Source organism: Synechocystis sp. LEGE 06083 (assembly GCF_015207725.1).
GTDB lineage: Bacteria > Cyanobacteriota > Cyanobacteriia > Cyanobacteriales > Microcystaceae > Synechocystis > Synechocystis salina.
The window spans coordinates 1-16,237 of sequence record NZ_JADEWJ010000061.1; the positions used below are offsets into that span (position 1 = coordinate 1).

General features: G+C 46.6%; 18 protein-coding genes and 1 riboswitch. Of the genes, 8 read left to right on the plus strand and 10 right to left on the minus strand.

From position 1 onward, the window contains the following. The coding region (pgm, locus tag IQ219_RS06770) for a phosphoglucomutase (alpha-D-glucose-1,6-bisphosphate-dependent) (RefSeq protein WP_194072128.1) at nucleotides 1-1,349 on the plus strand (1,349 nt) is incomplete at its 5' end. Between the two features lie 114 nt (nucleotides 1,350-1,463). Next, a complete protein-coding gene (locus IQ219_RS06775) occupies nucleotides 1,464-3,221 on the plus strand; it encodes a hypothetical protein (protein ID WP_194072129.1) in 1,758 nt (585 codons plus the stop codon). Between the two features lie 62 nt (nucleotides 3,222-3,283). Here IQ219_RS06775 and IQ219_RS06780 read toward each other — a convergent pair whose 3' ends face one another. From IQ219_RS06780 to IQ219_RS06795, 4 genes are all read right to left on the minus strand, one after another. After that, nucleotides 3,284-3,526, minus strand: a complete 243-nt coding sequence (locus tag IQ219_RS06780) for a DUF4926 domain-containing protein (protein WP_190598458.1) — start codon at nucleotides 3,524-3,526, stop codon at nucleotides 3,284-3,286. Further along, entirely contained in the window at nucleotides 3,523-3,858 is a 336-nt protein-coding gene (locus tag IQ219_RS06785; RefSeq protein ID WP_194019184.1) for a DUF6883 domain-containing protein, read from the minus strand. Before IQ219_RS06785 ends, IQ219_RS06780 begins: the two co-directional genes overlap by 4 nt. 74 nt (nucleotides 3,859-3,932) lie before the next feature. Next, nucleotides 3,933-4,490: an NYN domain-containing protein gene (locus IQ219_RS06790; protein ID WP_010874237.1), complete on the minus strand. Its 558-nt coding sequence runs from the start codon at nucleotides 4,488-4,490 to the stop codon at nucleotides 3,933-3,935. 348 nt (nucleotides 4,491-4,838) lie between these two features. After that, a complete protein-coding gene (locus tag IQ219_RS06795) occupies nucleotides 4,839-5,102 on the minus strand; it encodes a DUF4327 family protein (RefSeq protein WP_194072130.1) in 264 nt (87 codons plus the stop codon). Nucleotides 5,103-5,125: 23 nt separating this feature from the next. Here IQ219_RS06795 and IQ219_RS06800 point away from each other — a divergent pair, with 23 nt between their 5' ends. The 4 genes from IQ219_RS06800 (at nucleotide 5,126) to IQ219_RS06815 (ending at nucleotide 7,836) form a co-directional block, all read left to right on the plus strand. Continuing rightward, entirely contained in the window at nucleotides 5,126-5,347 is a 222-nt protein-coding gene (locus IQ219_RS06800) for a hypothetical protein (RefSeq protein ID WP_194072131.1), read from the plus strand. Between the two features lie 233 nt (nucleotides 5,348-5,580). Next, nucleotides 5,581-6,561 (plus strand): acetyl-CoA carboxylase carboxyl transferase subunit alpha, encoded by a 981-nt coding sequence (gene accA / locus IQ219_RS06805; protein ID WP_194019185.1) that lies wholly within the window; start codon nucleotides 5,581-5,583, stop codon nucleotides 6,559-6,561. Between the two features lie 10 nt (nucleotides 6,562-6,571). Beyond that, on the plus strand, nucleotides 6,572-7,432 hold the full coding sequence (locus IQ219_RS06810; protein ID WP_228016766.1) for a DNA adenine methylase: 861 nt from the start codon (nucleotides 6,572-6,574) through the stop codon (nucleotides 7,430-7,432). A gap of 149 nt (nucleotides 7,433-7,581) precedes the next feature. Then, complete coding sequence (locus tag IQ219_RS06815) at nucleotides 7,582-7,836, plus strand: DUF6737 family protein (RefSeq protein ID WP_190597929.1); 255 nt, start codon at nucleotides 7,582-7,584, stop codon at nucleotides 7,834-7,836. A 12-nt stretch (nucleotides 7,837-7,848) separates the two neighbouring features. Here IQ219_RS06815 and IQ219_RS06820 read toward each other — a convergent pair whose 3' ends face one another. Next, complete coding sequence (locus IQ219_RS06820) at nucleotides 7,849-9,192, minus strand: ArsB/NhaD family transporter (RefSeq protein ID WP_194019186.1); 1,344 nt, start codon at nucleotides 9,190-9,192, stop codon at nucleotides 7,849-7,851. A gap of 323 nt (nucleotides 9,193-9,515) precedes the next feature. Continuing rightward, nucleotides 9,516-9,667: riboswitch (cyclic di-AMP (ydaO/yuaA leader) on the minus strand. 88 nt (nucleotides 9,668-9,755) lie between these two features. On the opposite strand from IQ219_RS06820, the gene IQ219_RS06825 reads away from it, so the two are divergent. Beyond that, nucleotides 9,756-10,331, plus strand: coding sequence for a carbonic anhydrase (locus IQ219_RS06825; protein ID WP_194072132.1), 576 nt, complete (start codon nucleotides 9,756-9,758; stop codon nucleotides 10,329-10,331). 188 nt (nucleotides 10,332-10,519) lie between these two features. Here the strand turns inward: IQ219_RS06825 and eno are convergent, their stop codons facing one another. Together eno and IQ219_RS06835 are read right to left on the minus strand one after the other, a co-directional pair. Next, nucleotides 10,520-11,818, minus strand: coding sequence for a phosphopyruvate hydratase (gene eno / locus IQ219_RS06830; RefSeq protein ID WP_190597926.1), 1,299 nt, complete (start codon nucleotides 11,816-11,818; stop codon nucleotides 10,520-10,522). A 124-nt stretch (nucleotides 11,819-11,942) separates the two neighbouring features. After that, on the minus strand, nucleotides 11,943-12,689 hold the full coding sequence (locus IQ219_RS06835) for a tetratricopeptide repeat protein (protein ID WP_194072133.1): 747 nt from the start codon (nucleotides 12,687-12,689) through the stop codon (nucleotides 11,943-11,945). Nucleotides 12,690-12,813: 124 nt separating this feature from the next. Between IQ219_RS06835 and IQ219_RS06840 the strand changes: the two genes are divergently transcribed. Then, a complete protein-coding gene (locus IQ219_RS06840) occupies nucleotides 12,814-13,263 on the plus strand; it encodes a DUF4278 domain-containing protein (RefSeq protein ID WP_190597924.1) in 450 nt (149 codons plus the stop codon). Nucleotides 13,264-13,392: 129 nt separating this feature from the next. Here IQ219_RS06840 and bchN read toward each other — a convergent pair whose 3' ends face one another. The 3 genes from bchN to bchL form a co-directional block, all read right to left on the minus strand. Further along, nucleotides 13,393-14,802 carry a ferredoxin:protochlorophyllide reductase (ATP-dependent) subunit N gene (gene bchN, locus IQ219_RS06845; RefSeq protein ID WP_190597923.1) on the minus strand — a complete coding sequence of 470 codons (1,410 nt, stop codon included), beginning with the start codon at nucleotides 14,800-14,802 and terminating at the stop codon, nucleotides 13,393-13,395. A 42-nt stretch (nucleotides 14,803-14,844) separates the two neighbouring features. Next, nucleotides 14,845-15,297 (minus strand): endonuclease domain-containing protein, encoded by a 453-nt coding sequence (locus tag IQ219_RS06850; RefSeq protein ID WP_228016767.1) that lies wholly within the window; start codon nucleotides 15,295-15,297, stop codon nucleotides 14,845-14,847. A 68-nt stretch (nucleotides 15,298-15,365) separates the two neighbouring features. Continuing rightward, the gene (gene bchL, locus IQ219_RS06855) at nucleotides 15,366-16,226 is read right to left on the minus strand and encodes a ferredoxin:protochlorophyllide reductase (ATP-dependent) iron-sulfur ATP-binding protein (protein WP_190597952.1); all 861 of its coding nucleotides are present in this window, start codon (nucleotides 16,224-16,226) and stop codon (nucleotides 15,366-15,368) included. Nucleotides 16,227-16,237: the final 11 nt, after the last annotated feature.

The following is a 16,237-nucleotide window of genomic DNA, read 5'->3' on the forward strand; positions in this document are numbered from 1 at the left end:
TATTGGCCGCTAACCAGGTGGAAACCTTTTTAACCACCGCCACCGACCTGACCCGCTTCACCCCTACCCCAGCGGTGTCCTACGCCATTTTGACCTACAACCAGGGGCGCAAAGAGGGTTTGGCCGACGGCATTATTATTACCCCTTCCCACAACCCCCCCAGCGATGGCGGTTTTAAATATAATCCCCCTTCCGGCGGCCCAGCAGAACCGGAAGCAACCCAATGGATTCAGAACCGAGCCAATGAGTTGCTCAAAACCGGCAATCGAGCAGTTCAACGATGGGACTATGACCGGGCGTTGAAGGCCCCCACCACCCATGCCCATGATTTTGTTACCCCCTATGTGGACGGTTTGGCGGACATCATTGACCTCGAGGTAATTCGTTCAGCGGGCTTGCGCTTAGGGGTTGATCCCTTGGGGGGAGCCAATGTGGGCTATTGGGAACCCATTGCCGCTAAATATAATTTGAATATCAATCTGGTTAATCCCGGCGTAGATCCAACGTTTAAATTTATGACCCTGGATTGGGACGGTAAGATCCGCATGGATTGTTCTTCTCCCTACGCCATGGCCAGTTTGGTGAAAATCAAAGATCACTACGATATTGCTTTTGGTAATGACACCGACGGCGATCGCCATGGCATTGTCACCCCCAGCGTGGGGTTAATGAATCCGAACCATTTCCTCTCCGTGGCGATCTGGTATCTATTTAGTCAGCGGCAACAGTGGTCGGGCCTGAGTGCCATTGGCAAAACGTTGGTGAGCAGTAGCATGATTGACCGGGTGGGGCAATTAATTAACCGTTCCGTCTATGAAGTGCCCGTGGGCTTTAAATGGTTTGTCAATGGTTTGTTGGACGGCTCCTTTGGCTTTGGGGGTGAAGAAAGTGCAGGGGCTTCCTTCCTGAAGAAAAATGGCACCGTTTGGACCACCGATAAGGATGGCACCATTATGGATCTGTTGGCGGCGGAAATTACGGCTAAAACCGGCAAAGACCCTGGGCTCCATTACCAGGATTTAACCGCTAAGTTGGGCAATCCGATCTACCAGCGCATCGATGCTCCGGCCACCCCAGCCCAGAAGGATCGACTGAAAAAACTTGCGCCCGATGACGTTACTGCCACTACCCTGGCCGGCGACCCCATCACGGCGAAGCTGACCAAAGCCCCCGGTAACCAAGCGGCGATCGGTGGGTTGAAAGTGACCACGGCGGAAGGTTGGTTTGCGGCTCGGCCCTCCGGCACGGAAAATGTCTATAAAATCTATGCCGAAAGCTTTAAGGATGAAGCGCATCTCCAGGCTATTTTCACAGAGGCGGAAGCCATTGTTACCTCGGCTTTGGGTTAACCTACCCAGTCTATGTTTCGTCTGAAACGTCCTCTTCCCCCTGGCAACCTAATCGCTGGGGGGATTGTCTGTCTGTTGGGAAAAACCCTGTCTTTGCCCCTGTGTTAATTGCCTATGTCCCGCTCTTTTTGGTTACTTCTGCTCTGGACGGCGATCGCCGCTGGATTACGCAGTTGGAATTTGGACAGTAAACCCCCCTGGACTGATGAATTTGCCACCCTCGTATTTAGTCTAGGTAATTCTTTTAGCGATATACCCTTGGGCCAGGTGTTAACCGTTGCCGACCTATTAACCATTTTGCAACCCCTACCCCAGCCAGAACCCAATACTGTGGCGGCAAGTTTATTAAATGGTGATAACCATCCCCCCTTTTATTTTGTCCTAGCTCACCTCTGGTATCGATTATTTCCCCCCGATGGCAATTATTTATCCCTGGCGATCGGGCGATCGTTGCCGGTTGTTTTTGGCACCCTTGCAGTACCCCTAGGCTATGGCTGTGCTAAGTGGATTTGGGGTAAAGACCAGGAAAAATTAGCCCAATTTACCGCCCTTTTGATGGCCATTTCCCCCTACGGAATTTTCATTAGCCAGGAAGCTCGACACTACACCTTTGCCATTATTTGGGGACTAATTTCCATTGCCTGTTGCTTAAAAAGCTTGGGCTATTTATTAAAAAATCAACGTTTACCTTTTTCCTTAACTATCATCTGGATATTAGCCAATGCTCTAGGCATTTCGGTCCACTTTTTTGCCGTTTTACCAATGGCCGCCCAGGCGATCGCCCTAGCACTGTGGCTGGGAGTATGGCATCGCCAGGGAAAAATTAACTTTCTATTAGCTTTAAAATCCCTTTTACCCGTCATACTGGGCACCGCTGCCGCCGGTCTCAGTTGGATAGTGATTATTAGCCAAAAGCAATTCGGCCATGGCATGACGGAATGGATTCAATTCACCGATATGTCCTGGGTTGATACCCTCCTCGGCCCTCCAGCCCAATTAGCTGCCGCTGGCATCACCATGTTTTGTCTATGGCCTGTGGAATCGGAAAATTTGTGGCTTGTGGTGTTATCAGGTCTGGGGATGTTGGCCTACTTTATCTGGTTAACCCCGGTGGTATGGCAGGGTCTGGGGCACGGCATAAAAACGCAAAAAGATCCAAGGGTTTTAGTTTTGGTTACTACTTTTATTGTTTTGGTAATTATTTATTTGACCATCAGTTACGGAGCTGGCTTAGATATTACCAGAGGGGCAAGGTATAGCTTTAACTTTTGGAGTTTACTGATGTTAATGGCCGGTGTGGGCCTAGGAAAAAATCCCCAAGTAAATTCCCACCGCAGTGGTGATTTAAGCCCATCGGTTGATCAATGGCAGCAATTAAATTGGTGGCAAAGAAGTCGCCAGGGCCTCTATTTGCCGATGATCATTTTGATCATTGGTATTTTGAGTGCTTTCACTGTTACCCATAACTTGGCTTATCAGAAATATTATCGACCTGATAAACTTTTAACCCTATTGGCAGACAATCCCCCTAGCGAAAACCGTTGGATTGTCACTACCCATAAAAGCTTGGTACAGATGGGGGAACTGTTGGGCCTCGCCTGGGAAGCGCAGCGCCATTTTCCTGAGTTAGTACCCCAGCTACGATTCGTTTTTTTACCCCAGGAAAAATCACAGGATCCTGCTGCTACAGAAAAGTTACAGAATTTATTAAAACAGGCGGAAGGACCAGTGGATTTATGGTTAGTTAATTATTTTGCTCCCCTAGATTTTCCCGATTGTCAAATGGATAGAAGTCCGAAAAAAAATATCTTTGGCTATCCCTATCAACGCTTTTATTGTCCTCTAAATAGAGAACTTGGACAGATTAATTGAATAAATGAAACTAAAACTGGCCATTATACAATTCCTCTAGTTGAGGATCCCAATTCACTTTTTCATGCGGCCAGGAGACGAACGGACAGTAGAGCATTATCGGGAATGGGTTCTACTTGGGACTGGGGAAGGCTAATAACAGCAATACTTTCGCCTTTAGCATTGAATACTTCCAAAATATAGCCATTTTCTCTACCGGCAGGATGAGGAACCATATCAACTAACGTGGCGATATCTCCTTTTTTGAGGTTATATTGGGGTTGGTCTACGGTCAGGACAACACGCTGATAAAGCTCTAAGTTCAAAGTGTTTTCTCCTTTTTAGGTTTGAGGGTTACAAATCGAAATTTTTGGTCAATATGCCACTGTATCCAGATAGTGACAACATTTATAGTTCTGGTTTGGGTTCCCTGCAGTGGTCCTTCAACTCGATAGAATTTGCCATATTCGTTGTTACCGTCAAAGATGGCAGACTCAGTGGAAATAAGTATTCGTATCGCCCGTTCCAAATTTTCGGGAGCATCTAAGGTGAAACCAGCTTGAGCGAGAAATTTTGATTTGTCATCTTGGGGTTTAAAGATCAGTAGATAACAAGTTAGTTTTTCTACTGGAATGATAGCATCACTAGGAATTTTCATTCTCGGGCGCAGTCTCTTTAGTATTACTTACTAGATTATCCATTCCTATTAATAGGAATTTATTAAGAAGACAGTTAAGCAGTTTGTTCAGTGCTATAAAAATCCTGTTTTTCAATGGCTGGTCTGATGTCATTAAGGTCAATATAACGATCGGTGGCATTACGCAATTCCCTGGCAATCATTCCTTCGGTGGAAACTACAGTGATGTGGGTACTTTTCGATCTTAATAGTTCGATCGCCCGTTCAAAATCGCCGTCGCCACTAAATAAAACCACCCGATCATATTGATCAACGGTGTTAAACATATCTACAACAATTTCAATGTCTAAATTAGCTTTTTGGGAGTATTTACCAGAAATATCGTCGTAATATTCCTTCAGAATTTTAGTTCTGACGGTGTACCCTAAACTAATTAGGGCATCCCGAAAACCCCTTTGGTCTTGGGTATCTTTCAAGCCAGTGTACCAAAAGGCGTTGACAAGCTTTACGGATGGATCTTCAGTAAAAAAAGATAATACCCTTCTCGGATCAAAAAACCAGCCATTTTTCTGCTGTGCATAAAACATATTATTCCCATCCACAAAGATAGACAAACGATCCCTGCGGAAAGGAATACCACTATGAATTGACATATAAAGTTAAATCGTAAAAATAAAAATAACTAGCGATAATGCTAAGAAATAGAATAGAAGTTAGAAATAAAAATAATAGCTGAGGTTAGTTTAGCGCAATTGTTAACCCCTAGGGAATTGGAGCAACCATCAATGCCCCCCCAGAATACTTGATTCGGCGGAAAAATGGCTAAACTAGCCCACCTCGGTTCAAGGCAGGTGATCGCCGGGGAATGGTGACATTGCTGGAACCTCTAGGGTGGGGGATGGTTCCCCTCGGCACATTGTCTTACCCATAACCCGACCTTTGGGAGGCTAAGGACTTGCAGGAGGGCTTTTCAAAACTTCTTCAGGAAATGCCCTTTCTCCCTAGGCACAACCGTAACCGTCTGAGTCCTGGAAATCCCAGGCTTCGCAGTTCATCAGATCAATGATGTGGTCCCGCAAAAGGTAATCGTGCATTTCCAACTCCCTTTCCACTGCTAACCATTGCCGGGCAGGGATGAATTGACAAAGGGTATAGATGGGCTGTTGGCGATCGAGGCGGTTTTGGCGCACCAGTTCACTGGCGGTGGAGCGAATGACTTCGAGGGAAAAAACTGTTTCTTGATGGAGCGGCGAGGAAATAACCATGGTGGGTCAACCGGAAATGGACAGTGTATAAAAAGCCAATATCTACGGAACTGGGGATTACAGAAGGGCAGGCTGGGGGCTGGACAAAGCCCCAAATGGTAGTAATTTTGACAGCAGGAGCAAAAACCTTTAATAATTTAGGGGCAAAATCTGGTCAAGGGAAGGGGAAAAAACCGTATAACCGTAACAAAAAATACAATCTTCCCTATTTTACGAAGGGCGGACAGGCAATGTCACGCTTTTGACCTTAATCTTTTGTTTATCTTTAGCTTTGGTTTTTGCTGGGGTTGGCCCCCTCTTTTTTGTGGCACTGATAAGGGACTAAGCTAGGCCCAGTCAGTCTTTTTTGCTTATGGTGGTCACAGTCGGCCCGGGCGTTTCGCTCCGGAAGGTTGGGTCAACGGCGGCATTAAAGTCACGGCTTTTTGATACGCTGGAAAAATCCATCACCCTTAGCCCGGCTAATCCATCCCTAGTTATGAGTAAAAGTGAGCGTCGTGTTTTTCTGCTGGATTTTGAGAAGCCCCTCTATGAGCTAGAGGAAAAAATTAATCAAATCCGGGAACTAGCCCAAGAAAAAAATGTGGACGTGTCCGAACAGCTCAGCCAACTAGAAAATCGGGCTGAACAATTGCGCCAGGAAATTTTTAGCAATCTCAATCCTTCCCAGCGGTTGCAGTTAGCCCGCCATCCCCGCCGTCCTAGCACGTTGGACTATATTCAAGCCATTGCAGATGACTGGTTTGAAATGCACGGCGATCGGGGGGGGTACGATGATCCGGCTTTGGTGGGGGGAGTGGCTCGGTTGGGAACTCGGCCTGTGGTGATTATGGGCCATCAAAAGGGAAGAGATACCAAAGATAATGTGGCCCGTAATTTTGGCATGGCGGCCCCCAATGGTTACCGTAAGGCCCTGCGGTTGATGGAACACGCTAATCGTTTTGGCATGCCTATCATCACTTTTATCGATACCCCTGGGGCTTGGGCCGGCATTGATGCAGAAAAGTTGGGTCAAGGAGAGGCGATCGCCGTTAATTTGCGGGAAATGTTTCGGTTAGATGTGCCCATTCTTTGTACCGTCATTGGGGAAGGGGGTTCCGGCGGTGCGTTGGGGATTGGCGTTGGCGATCGGGTATTGATGCTGGAAAATGCGGTCTACACGGTGGCTACTCCAGAGGCCTGTGCGGCCATTCTCTGGAAGGATGCGAAAAAATCGGACAAAGCGGCGATCGCCCTAAAAATTACCGCTGACGATTTAGCCAAGTTACAAATTATTGATGGCATCATTCCCGAACCAAAGGGAGCCGCCCACGCTGATCCATTGGGAGCCGCCGCTAAGTTAAAGGAAGCTTTATTGTTCCACCTCAACACCTTGGCCCAATTGACTGCCCAAGAACGGAAACAATTGCGGTACGACAAATTCCGGCACCTAGGTCAATTTTTGGAAACAGCAGTATAGAGCGAATTAGATGATGAAGGGGGCGGGGGAGACGGAGAAACCAGAGCATTCTGCTGCTCAAAGGGACAAAATCAAAAGTCCTTTGCGTTATCCAGGGGGCAAATCCAAAGCCCTGAAGCAAATTTTGCCCCATATTCCCGCTCAAATTAAGGAGTATCGGGAGCCATTTATTGGTGGGGGATCGGTATTTTTAGCTATCAAACAAATTTTTGGCGATAACATTAATAAATATTGGATTAATGACTTAAATTTTGATTTATATTGCTTTTGGCAAGGGGCCCAGGATGGCATTACCGAGCTAACCGACGCAGTTACAGAAGTCAAAAATCAACAAACCGATGGCAGAAAACTTTTTGCTAAATTAACTGAAGATGGGCTGGAATTGAATGAATTTGCCCGGGCAGTGCGTTTTTTTGTGCTGAACCGCATCACCTTCTCCGGCACAGTAGAATCCGGGGGCTATTCCCAGCAGGCGTTTGAGAAACGTTTCACCAGTTCTTCCATTGTCAGGTTGAATGATTTAGGCAAAATGTTCACCAATGTCGCCATTACCAATCTGGATTATCAGCAATTAATTGATTCACCGGGGGAAGGGGTATTTATTTTTCTCGATCCGCCCTACCTGAGCGCCACTAAGTCCAAACTTTATGGCAAAAAGGGAGATTTACACACTTCCTTTGATCATCAGAGATTTGCTGAAATTATGAAAGCCTGTCCCCATAAATGGTTAATTACCTACGATGATTCTGAAGAAATCAGAAAATTATTTAGTTTTGCTCAAATTATTGAATGGGATTTACAATATGGGATGAACAATTACAAGCAAGAAAAAGCTTCCAAAGGGAAAGAGTTAATGATCAAAAATTATTAGGCTCTGTCGTCAAAATTTCAGTCGCCCCCCTAAATCGACTCAATCAAACGACCGCAATAGTGGGGGGCTTGTATCTAGTTTCCCCCTCAACTTGGGCAGTCAGCAATGACTTGCAAACCTATGCTTGGGCTATTAAGCAGCAAAACATTATGGATCATCCTGAAAATTACGACGTTTGGTCAGAAAAGCCCCGCTGGTGTCAGCCTTGGACAATTTTACTCACTGGGTCAGTGATTATTGCCGCTAGTTGGTTACTGTTCCATCGATGGTGGTTATCCTTACCCGTGGCCGCCGTCATTGCCCTCTGGTGGTGGTACTTTCTCCTGGCCTATCCCCGTTTGGTACGCCAGGCGATCGCCATGGAGCAAGGTTATCCATCCACCTCCCAAGCAAATTCTGATTAGGCTTTATCCGCCCTATCGGGTGAGCATCAACCAAGCCACAAAAAGAGCCGCCACCACCAACTGCACTGCCATCACCGGCAAACCATAGTGTAAAAAACGGTGAAAGGAAATCGGTCGCCCATGTTGTTCGGAAATGCCTGCCGCCACAATATTGGAGGAAGCCCCCACTAAAGTGCCATTGCCCCCCAGGGTAGCGCCAAACATCATGGCGTAAAACAAAGGCAATACTTCCACCGGCAATTGTCCAGCAAAATCAGGGGTCAATATTTCTGGGCCAGCAAAACCAATATTAACTACATATTGTTTGAGCAGGGGAACCATGGCCACCACCAGGGGAATATTGGGCACCACACTGGATAACAATCCCACCGTAAACACTAAAACGATCGCTCCAAAAGCAATATTTTGGCCCACCACCACAGCCAAAAGTTGGGCAAGGGAAGCAGTTACTCCAGTTTTTTCCAAAGAGCCAATAATGACAAAAATGGACATGAAAAAGATGAGGGTGCTCCAATCCACGTCCCGTAAAATATTATGTACAGTGTCAATTTTGCTTTGGTGGGCAAGAAGTAAGGCCAGACAGGCCCCCATTAGGGCTACCGAAGCGGGGGGAATGGGAACAGGTAAATTTTCACCAATAACGAAAAAAATCAGCACTAAGGCAATAATAATTCCCCCGGCCATCAAGATTTTGGGGTGATTAATTTGGGGATGGGGAAGATCTTCTAAATGGGTAAACCGACTGCGCCAAATTTTACGAAATAGTATCGGGGCGATCGCCAAAATACTAATGATGGCCAAAACCCCCATAAAACTCAGTTTGAATAGGTACTCATTAAAACTGATATTAATGGCATCCCCAACGATAAAAGTAGCGGGATCTCCCACCAGGGTTAACAGTCCAGCACTGTTGGCCACAAAGACCATTAAGATCAATAGGGGGACAAAATCCACGCCAATTTCCTGGGCCAAGGGAGGAATCAGAGGGGCCAAAAGCATCACTGTGGTGGCATTGGGTAACACGGCACAGATGGGAGTTGTGATGGCAATTACCCCCAGCACTAGGAGTTTGCCACTACCTTTGGCTAGCAATACCATTTGGGTGGCTAAATACTGAAAAATGTTGGTGGGCTCGAAGGATCTTACCAACACCATCACCCCAAAAAATAGTGCTAGGGTGGCATAACTTTGACTAATGTAATCAATGCCCTCCTTGAGGGTAATCACATGGGTGAAAACTAGAATTAACGCCCCCAAAAAGGCGGCGATGGTTAGGTGCATTTTCTCCGACATAATCAGGAGAATAACCCCGATAAAAACCCCAAGGGAAAGCAAAGCAGGTATATTGGCCGCCATAAAACCTCCGGACGATTAGAGTAAGCCGTAATCAGTCGAAAATAACCAAAGCAGACAGAAAATGAGCCAAAAAGCACATCATCATCACCCCTTTGAATGAGGGTATTAAAGGAATGGCCACGCCATGGCAGGATGGATCAAAACCAGAACAAGATTAAGGGCAAAAATTCTCCCAACCTTGAATGGAATAGACGAACAAAAACTAATGGCAAAACTCTTGCATCATCAATCTCAACTTTATTTAGAACAGGATGAAATAACAGTCGCGTCCCTGGCTGAGTTCCTCAATAAAGTCAAAACATCGGTGAACAATGATGATTTATTAGTCCTCCCTCAATGCCTACGGGGTTAGCTGACGGGCTAGAAATGAGAGTTTTTCCTTCCTAATATTTTTAGGAATAAGCCCCTAGGTTGGTTCCCCCGCTTCCCATTCCCTCCACGCCACAGCTAAGAAAATTTAGGGCGTATTCAGGGAATAAAAATTAGGCTGACTTGATACTGTTATCTATTGACGTTTGATTCTAGCACAAGCGCCAATCATCTCTCCTATAGTGCCCGTAGCTATGGTTAAACCAGTTAATTTGCCTGATTGTTACCCCTGGGGCTGTTGCCCACCAACCCATACCCTCCCCCGTCGCCATTTTCTGCGGGGTCTGGTGGCTACTGGTTTGTTTGTTGGCTTACCCTCCATGGACAGTGCCGCTGACCCGGGGAATCCATCTCAAGCCAAAGCGTTAGTGCTCAGTTGTATTGATTTCCGTTTCCTTGAATATCAGCATTCCTTTCTGGGGCAACAGGGTTTGAGCCAAGCCTATGATTGGGTAGCTTTAGCGGGAGCTTCCCTGGCCCTGACTGGTTTTCCCCACCCCGCCGAAGCAGAAACCTTTTGGGATCAACTGGCCCTTTCCAAACAGTTGCATAACATCAGTCGGGTGATTATTTTTGATCACCAAGATTGTGGCGCCTACGCTCAGATTCACCCTTTACCCTTTGGCGATCGCCAGGCGGAGGAAAATTTCCATGCCAGTTATCTAAAGCAAGCTGGGGCAAAAATTCGGGATCGCTATCCTGATTTGATAGTGGAATTGTACTTTATTGAGCTTACGGGGCAAGTGAATGCCATTGCCTCTTTGGGTTAGGCTGGGTCAGAAAAAAACATTCCCACAGTCCGCCAGCGGCGTAACCATGGGAAAAATTAATCTTGAATAGCAAAACTGAGGAAGTTTAGACAATCACAAGCAACAATCTAATCCGAAGAACCCGTTTGCAAAATTTTAGTTTGCCCCTAAAAACCTCAGGTCATAATGGGGGGCTTTTAAAACACTCCCTAAGAATGTTTGGGGCCTAGGCCAATTTTAGGAGCATAAACGGCCCGATCGCCAAGTTCGTCTTCAATGCGGAGTAAACGGTTATATTTAGCAACCCGCTCAGAACGACAAAGGGAACCAGTTTTAATTTGCCCCACCCTGGTGGCCACAGCTAAGTCGGCGATCGTCGTGTCTTCCGTCTCCCCAGAACGGTGGGAAATAACTGAACGGTAACTATGGCGGGTAGCGAGGGAAATGGTTTCTAGGGTTTCACTCAAGGTGCCAATCTGATTGAGTTTGATCAAAATGGCGTTGGCAACTCCCAAATCAATGGATTTTTGCAGACGTACAGGATTCGTTACCATCAAGTCATCCCCCACCAATTGGGTTTTGGTGCCCAGGGAAGCGGTTAAACTTTTCCAACTTTCCCAATCGTCTTCGTGTAAACCATCTTCAATGGAGACAATGGGATATTGGCTCACTAGCTTAGCTTGGTAGTCGATGAATTCCTGGGGAGAATGGGAACCACCGTCGTATTCATACTGGCCATTTTTGAAAAATTCACTGGCGGCAATGTCCATGGCCAAGGCAATTTGACTGCCGGGTTTGTAACCAGCTTGCTCGATCGCCTCAATGAGAATATCCAACGCTTCCTGGTTAGATTTGAGGTTAGGAGCATAGCCGCCTTCATCCCCTACTCCGCCGGAGAGTAGTTTCCGTTCCTTCAACACTTTGCCCAACACGGCGAACACTTCTGCCCCCCAGCGTAGAGCTTCTTTGAAGGTTTCTGCCCCCACCGGCATGATCATAAATTCTTGAAAATCAACGTTATTGTCGGCATGGGCCCCACCGTTAATCACGTTCATCATCGGCACCGGCAGCACGTTAGCCAGGGGGCCGCCCAGGTAGCGGTAGAGGGGAATGGCTAGTTCAGCGGCGGCGGCCTTAGCAGTGGCTAAGGAAACCCCCAAAATGGCATTGGCCCCCAATTCTTTTTTATTGTCCGTTCCATCCCGGTCAATCATGGCCTGATCCACCGCCATTTGATCGAAGGCATCCAGACCTTCCACCACCGGGGCAATTTTTTCCGTCACGTTCCGTACTGCTTTTTCCACCCCTTTCCCGTCATAGCGCTTGGGGTCTCCGTCCCGCAATTCATGGGCTTCAAAACTGCCTGTGGAAGCACCACTGGGCACCTGGGCAATGCCGTGGGCCCCACTTTCCAGCCGGACTTCCGCTTCGATGGTGGGGCGACCCCTGGAGTCTAAAATTTCCCGGGCGGCGATTTCTTCAATGGTGGCGGGGACTTTACTTAACATCGGTGTGTAATGCTCCAAACACAGTTGACAGCCATAATTATAGGGGTATCCCCTTCCCCTCTCCGGTATTTCTGCCCTGGATACTAAGGGAAAGTTGTGGCCCTGTGACCTACGCTGGCAAAAGTTATAGGCCCAACTCACTCATTTGATCCAAAGCTTCTAGGTAACCAAGGCGATCGCCACGGTTGAGGTAAGCCTGGGCAGAAAACAGCAGATCTTGACGGGAATTGTCTAGTTGTCCGGCTTGGAAGTGGGCCAAACCCCGGTTATAAATGGCGTTGATGTAGTCCGGCCTGAGCACCAGCACCCGGTTGTAGTCGGCGATCGCCTGGCCGTATTGTCCCAGTTGGAAATAACTATTGGCCCGGTTGTAGTAGGCCTTATAGCGGTTCGGATCGTAGGTGATGGCCTGGGTAAAATCCTGGATAGCTGTGTGGTGGTCCTGCTGTTGGCTATAAAGATTACCCCGGTTGATGTAGGGGGGAATGTAATAACGGTCTAGGGCAATACTGCGGCCATAGTCGGCGATCGCCTGGTCCACATTGCCGAGCCTCTCCCAAGCCAAACCACGGTTATAGTGGGTTTCCGGCGAGTCTGGACTCAGCTTCAGCACGGCCGAGAATAACTCCACTGCTTCAGCGTAATTGCCCGCTTCCCCAGCCTTGACCCCCCGGGCAAAAATGGCATCAGGTGTCATAGCCGATTCCAGCACCACTACTTCCTGGGTTGCTCCGGTCTGACCTAGGGCCATATTCATACCCACGGCGATCGCCAGGGCCAAAGGAATATTGACCAATGCGCCAGCCAAGGACGACAGAAAACTTCTTCCGCTTAAACCAGGGCAAAAGTAATTGCTTAAATCAGCTTTCATTTGGGACTAGCGAGATTATGCTAGAAGGTATTACAACATACACAGCCGGTAAATGAATAAAGGGAAAATGGACCGGAAACTGTGCCGAAGATATCAAAGATAGCAAAAGTGATCAAGCAAAGCTATGGAATTTACTTTTTTACTGCCACTAACTATTGGCTTAATGGTTGGATATAAAGCCTGGGGCTCCCGCCATGATATTGCCCATCTAGCAGTGATTTTTGCCGTTGCCAACCTACTGGCAAGTTTACTCTTAGCGCCCTGGGAAGTCAAAGTTGTTTTGCTAATACTAACGGCTATAGTCGTTGGCCCTTTATGGCAAAGCTTTGAGAATAAAAATACTCTTGCAAATACTCAAACTATTGACAGTAAAGAGACAGAGCTTCATTATCGTGGCATTAGCTACGAATCTTCAAAATCAGCAGCTCCCATCGAAAAAACTGAGAAAATCAGTAAATGTTACCGGGGCATCGACTATGAATCTTCTGAAACATGTACTCCCCAAAATAATGAGGTAAAGGGAAAAGTAATTAAATATCGCGGCGTTGATATAGGAACTAAAAAACAAGACTAATCACCTTTTTGAGCAATAGCTACAATCCTTGAAAAAAGAAACCCATTGCCCCTGGCGATCGCCGTTCGACCTGCCGAGACAATGGGGTTATCTGTTTGTAAAATAGTTCAGCCCAAAGGCGATCGGAATCTAAACCTGAGCAGGCACATCTTTGGCAATTAACTTATCCCAGCCCAATTCCCCTAGTTGGGAGTTACGCCGTAGGGGACGGGTAGCTAATTCCAAAATATCCCGAGCATTGGTAAAGCCATGGATTTGGGCAAAGGTAAATTCCACCGACCATTTAGTATTGATTCCCTGGGCTTCCAAAGGATTAGCATGGGCCATGCCGGTGATCACTAAATCTGGTTGCAGGGCTTTAATCCGTTGAATTTGATTGTAGTTATCAGGTTTTTCCACAATGTTTGGCAAGGGAACCCCCATGTCAGCACAGGTTTTTTCCAGTAGAGCTAATTCCGCCGCTTGATAACGTTTATCCATATAGGGAATGCCAATTTCAGGGCAGGTCATGCCACAACGAATCAGGAAACGGGCCAGGGAAACTTCCAGCAGATTGTCCCCCATAAAAAATACCGATTTACCCCGAATTAACTTAATGTAATCCTCCAAACTTTCCCAAATTTGGGCTTCCCGTTCCTCTAATCCTTGGGGTTCAATGCCCAACACAGAGCAAATTTTTTCAATCCAGGCCCTGGTGCCATCGGGACCAATGGGAAATGGAGCACCAATTAATTTACATTTACGGCGACGCATCAATGTGGTGGCGGTACGGCTGAGGAAAGGATTGACCCCGGCCACATAGTAACCTTCGTCAATTACAGGTAATTCCGTATAACGTTTGGCGGGTAACCAACCAGATACTTTAACTCCCTGTTTTTTCAACTCTAACGTTAAATTAGTCACCACTGGATCGGGCAAAGAACCAAACAAAACTAACGGCTGATGATCCACATATTCCGACTCAACTTTTTCCGCATCAGCTTTGCGACCAAAGGTTAACAACTTTTGAATGGCATTACGTTCTTCCTTGTCTTCCCCTTGCACTTGAGCAGAGGTGGGACATTTGTGGGCCATGGAAGCCAGCACTGTATCTTCCCCTTGGGTAAAAGCATAATCCAAGCCATTAGCCCGGGCAGTGACGATGGGAATACCAATTTCTGCTTCTAATTGGGGCGCCAAACCTTCGAGATCCATTTTGATAATTTCGGTGGTGCAAGTGCCAATCCAGACAATCACACTGGGGTTACGATCCCGCTTAATTTGCAGACAAAGCCGTTTCAGTTCTTCATAATCTTTTAACTGGGCAGAAATATCCCCTTCTTCCAACTCTGCCATGGCATAACGGGGTTCGGCAAAAATCATTACCCCCATGGCATTTTGTAGAAAATATCCACAGGTTTTAGTACCGATAACGAGAAAAAAGCTATCTTCAATTTTTTGATAGAGCCAAGACACACAACTGATGGGACAAAAGGTGTGGTAATTGCCGGTTTCACAGTCAAAATTTAAAGCGGAAGGGGCTTGTTGGGCAACGGTCATAATTAGGTTCTCCTGGGATAGTTTGGATTTTATTTTGCCCCCCTAACCCCCCAATACTGGGGGGAATAGAGTTTGTGTTGTCTGAGTGATTTTTTCTAAAACACTTGCTAAATCATCAATGACTTGATTGTTGGTAAATCGCAAAACATAATGACCAAATTCTTTGAGTTTTTCAGATCGATATTGATCATATTCCTGTTGGTTATCATGAATGCTTCCATCAACTTCTATTACTAATTTGAGTTGCGGGCAATAAAAGTCAACAATGAAATTACCAATAGGATGCTGGCGACGAAACTTAAAGCCTAAAATTTGGCGATTTCGTAATGAATGCCACAAAATTTTCTCAGCCTGTGTTGCCCCCTTTCTCAAAGTACGAGCTGCTTGCTCAATTTCTTTAGTTGTTCCACGAATTCTATGGGAATCTTTCATCAGAAATGAATCAAGCTTGTCTAAAATACTTTCGGCAACTCTTTGAAAATTTAGGGTTACCAAGTCCCCCAATTTTGGGGGATTTAGGGGGCTTATTTATCAATCGACGGATCGGATTTAGGAAGCTAGACTTAAACCATCATCAAGTCCAATTCTTTGGTTTGGTTAGCGGGCTGGGCAGGATTGAGGTAGAAGTCAGATAGAAGACTGAATAAATCCCGATCCTGAGCATCCTTGGGTACAACTCCTTCCGGTTGGGACAAAATTTGATCGGCAATGTTCAGATAATAATCACAAACATATTCTAGGGAAGGGTCAGATTCCGCCATTTCAAACAAGGTTTTGCCTTTCACCCGAGAAACTCGAATATCTTCAATCAGGGGCAAAATTTCCAATACCGGCATAGGCACGGCTTCAATGTATTTATCAATCAAGTCCCGTTTAGAAGTGCGATTGCCAATTAGACCGGCCAGACGGAGGCTATGGGTACGAGCTTTTTCTCGCACAGAAGCAGCGATGCGGTTAGCAGCAAAGAGGGCATCAAAACCGTTGTCCGTAACAATCAAACAATAATCGGCATAGTTCAAGGGGGCGGCAAAACCACCGCAAACTACGTCCCCCAGCACATCAAACAAAATAACGTCGTATTCATCAAAGGCATTGAGTTCTTTGAGTAGTTTTACCGTTTCCCCCACCACGTAACCGCCACAACCAGCCCCAGCGGGGGGGCCACCGGCTTCAACACAATCCACTCCGGCATAACCCTTATAAATCACATCCTCGGGCCAGATGTCTTCGTAGTGGAAATCTTTTTCTTGCAGGGTATCGATGATGGTGGGAATGAGAAAGCCGGTCAGGGTAAAGGTGCTGTCATGTTTGGGATCACAGCCAATTTGGAGAACTTTTTTGCCTCGTTTTGCCAATGCCGTGGAGATGTTGCAACTGGTGGTGGATTTACCAATGCCGCCTTTGCCATATACCGCAAGTGTCAGTGTCAAGGGAG

Coding starts and splice junctions, on each gene's coding strand:
- IQ219_RS06785 (WP_194019184.1), bottom strand. CDS start 3,858: ATGAAAATTCCTAGTGATGCTATCATTCCAGTAGAAAAACTAACTTGT.
- IQ219_RS06810 (WP_228016766.1), top strand. CDS start 6,572: ATGATGAAGGGGGCGGGGGAGACGGAGAAACCAGAGCATTCTGCTGCT.
- IQ219_RS06835 (WP_194072133.1), bottom strand. CDS start 12,689: ATGAAAGCTGATTTAAGCAATTACTTTTGCCCTGGTTTAAGCGGAAGA.
- accA (WP_194019185.1), top strand. CDS start 5,581: ATGAGTAAAAGTGAGCGTCGTGTTTTTCTGCTGGATTTTGAGAAGCCC.
- IQ219_RS06840 (WP_190597924.1), top strand. CDS start 12,814: ATGGAATTTACTTTTTTACTGCCACTAACTATTGGCTTAATGGTTGGA.
- IQ219_RS06795 (WP_194072130.1), bottom strand. CDS start 5,102: ATGGTTATTTCCTCGCCGCTCCATCAAGAAACAGTTTTTTCCCTCGAA.
- IQ219_RS06775 (WP_194072129.1), top strand. CDS start 1,464: ATGTCCCGCTCTTTTTGGTTACTTCTGCTCTGGACGGCGATCGCCGCT.
- IQ219_RS06790 (WP_010874237.1), bottom strand. CDS start 4,490: ATGTCAATTCATAGTGGTATTCCTTTCCGCAGGGATCGTTTGTCTATC.
- IQ219_RS06820 (WP_194019186.1), bottom strand. CDS start 9,192: ATGGCGGCCAATATACCTGCTTTGCTTTCCCTTGGGGTTTTTATCGGG.
- eno (WP_190597926.1), bottom strand. CDS start 11,818: ATGTTAAGTAAAGTCCCCGCCACCATTGAAGAAATCGCCGCCCGGGAA.
- IQ219_RS06815 (WP_190597929.1), top strand. CDS start 7,582: ATGGATCATCCTGAAAATTACGACGTTTGGTCAGAAAAGCCCCGCTGG.
- bchN (WP_190597923.1), bottom strand. CDS start 14,802: ATGACCGTTGCCCAACAAGCCCCTTCCGCTTTAAATTTTGACTGTGAA.
- IQ219_RS06825 (WP_194072132.1), top strand. CDS start 9,756: ATGGTTAAACCAGTTAATTTGCCTGATTGTTACCCCTGGGGCTGTTGC.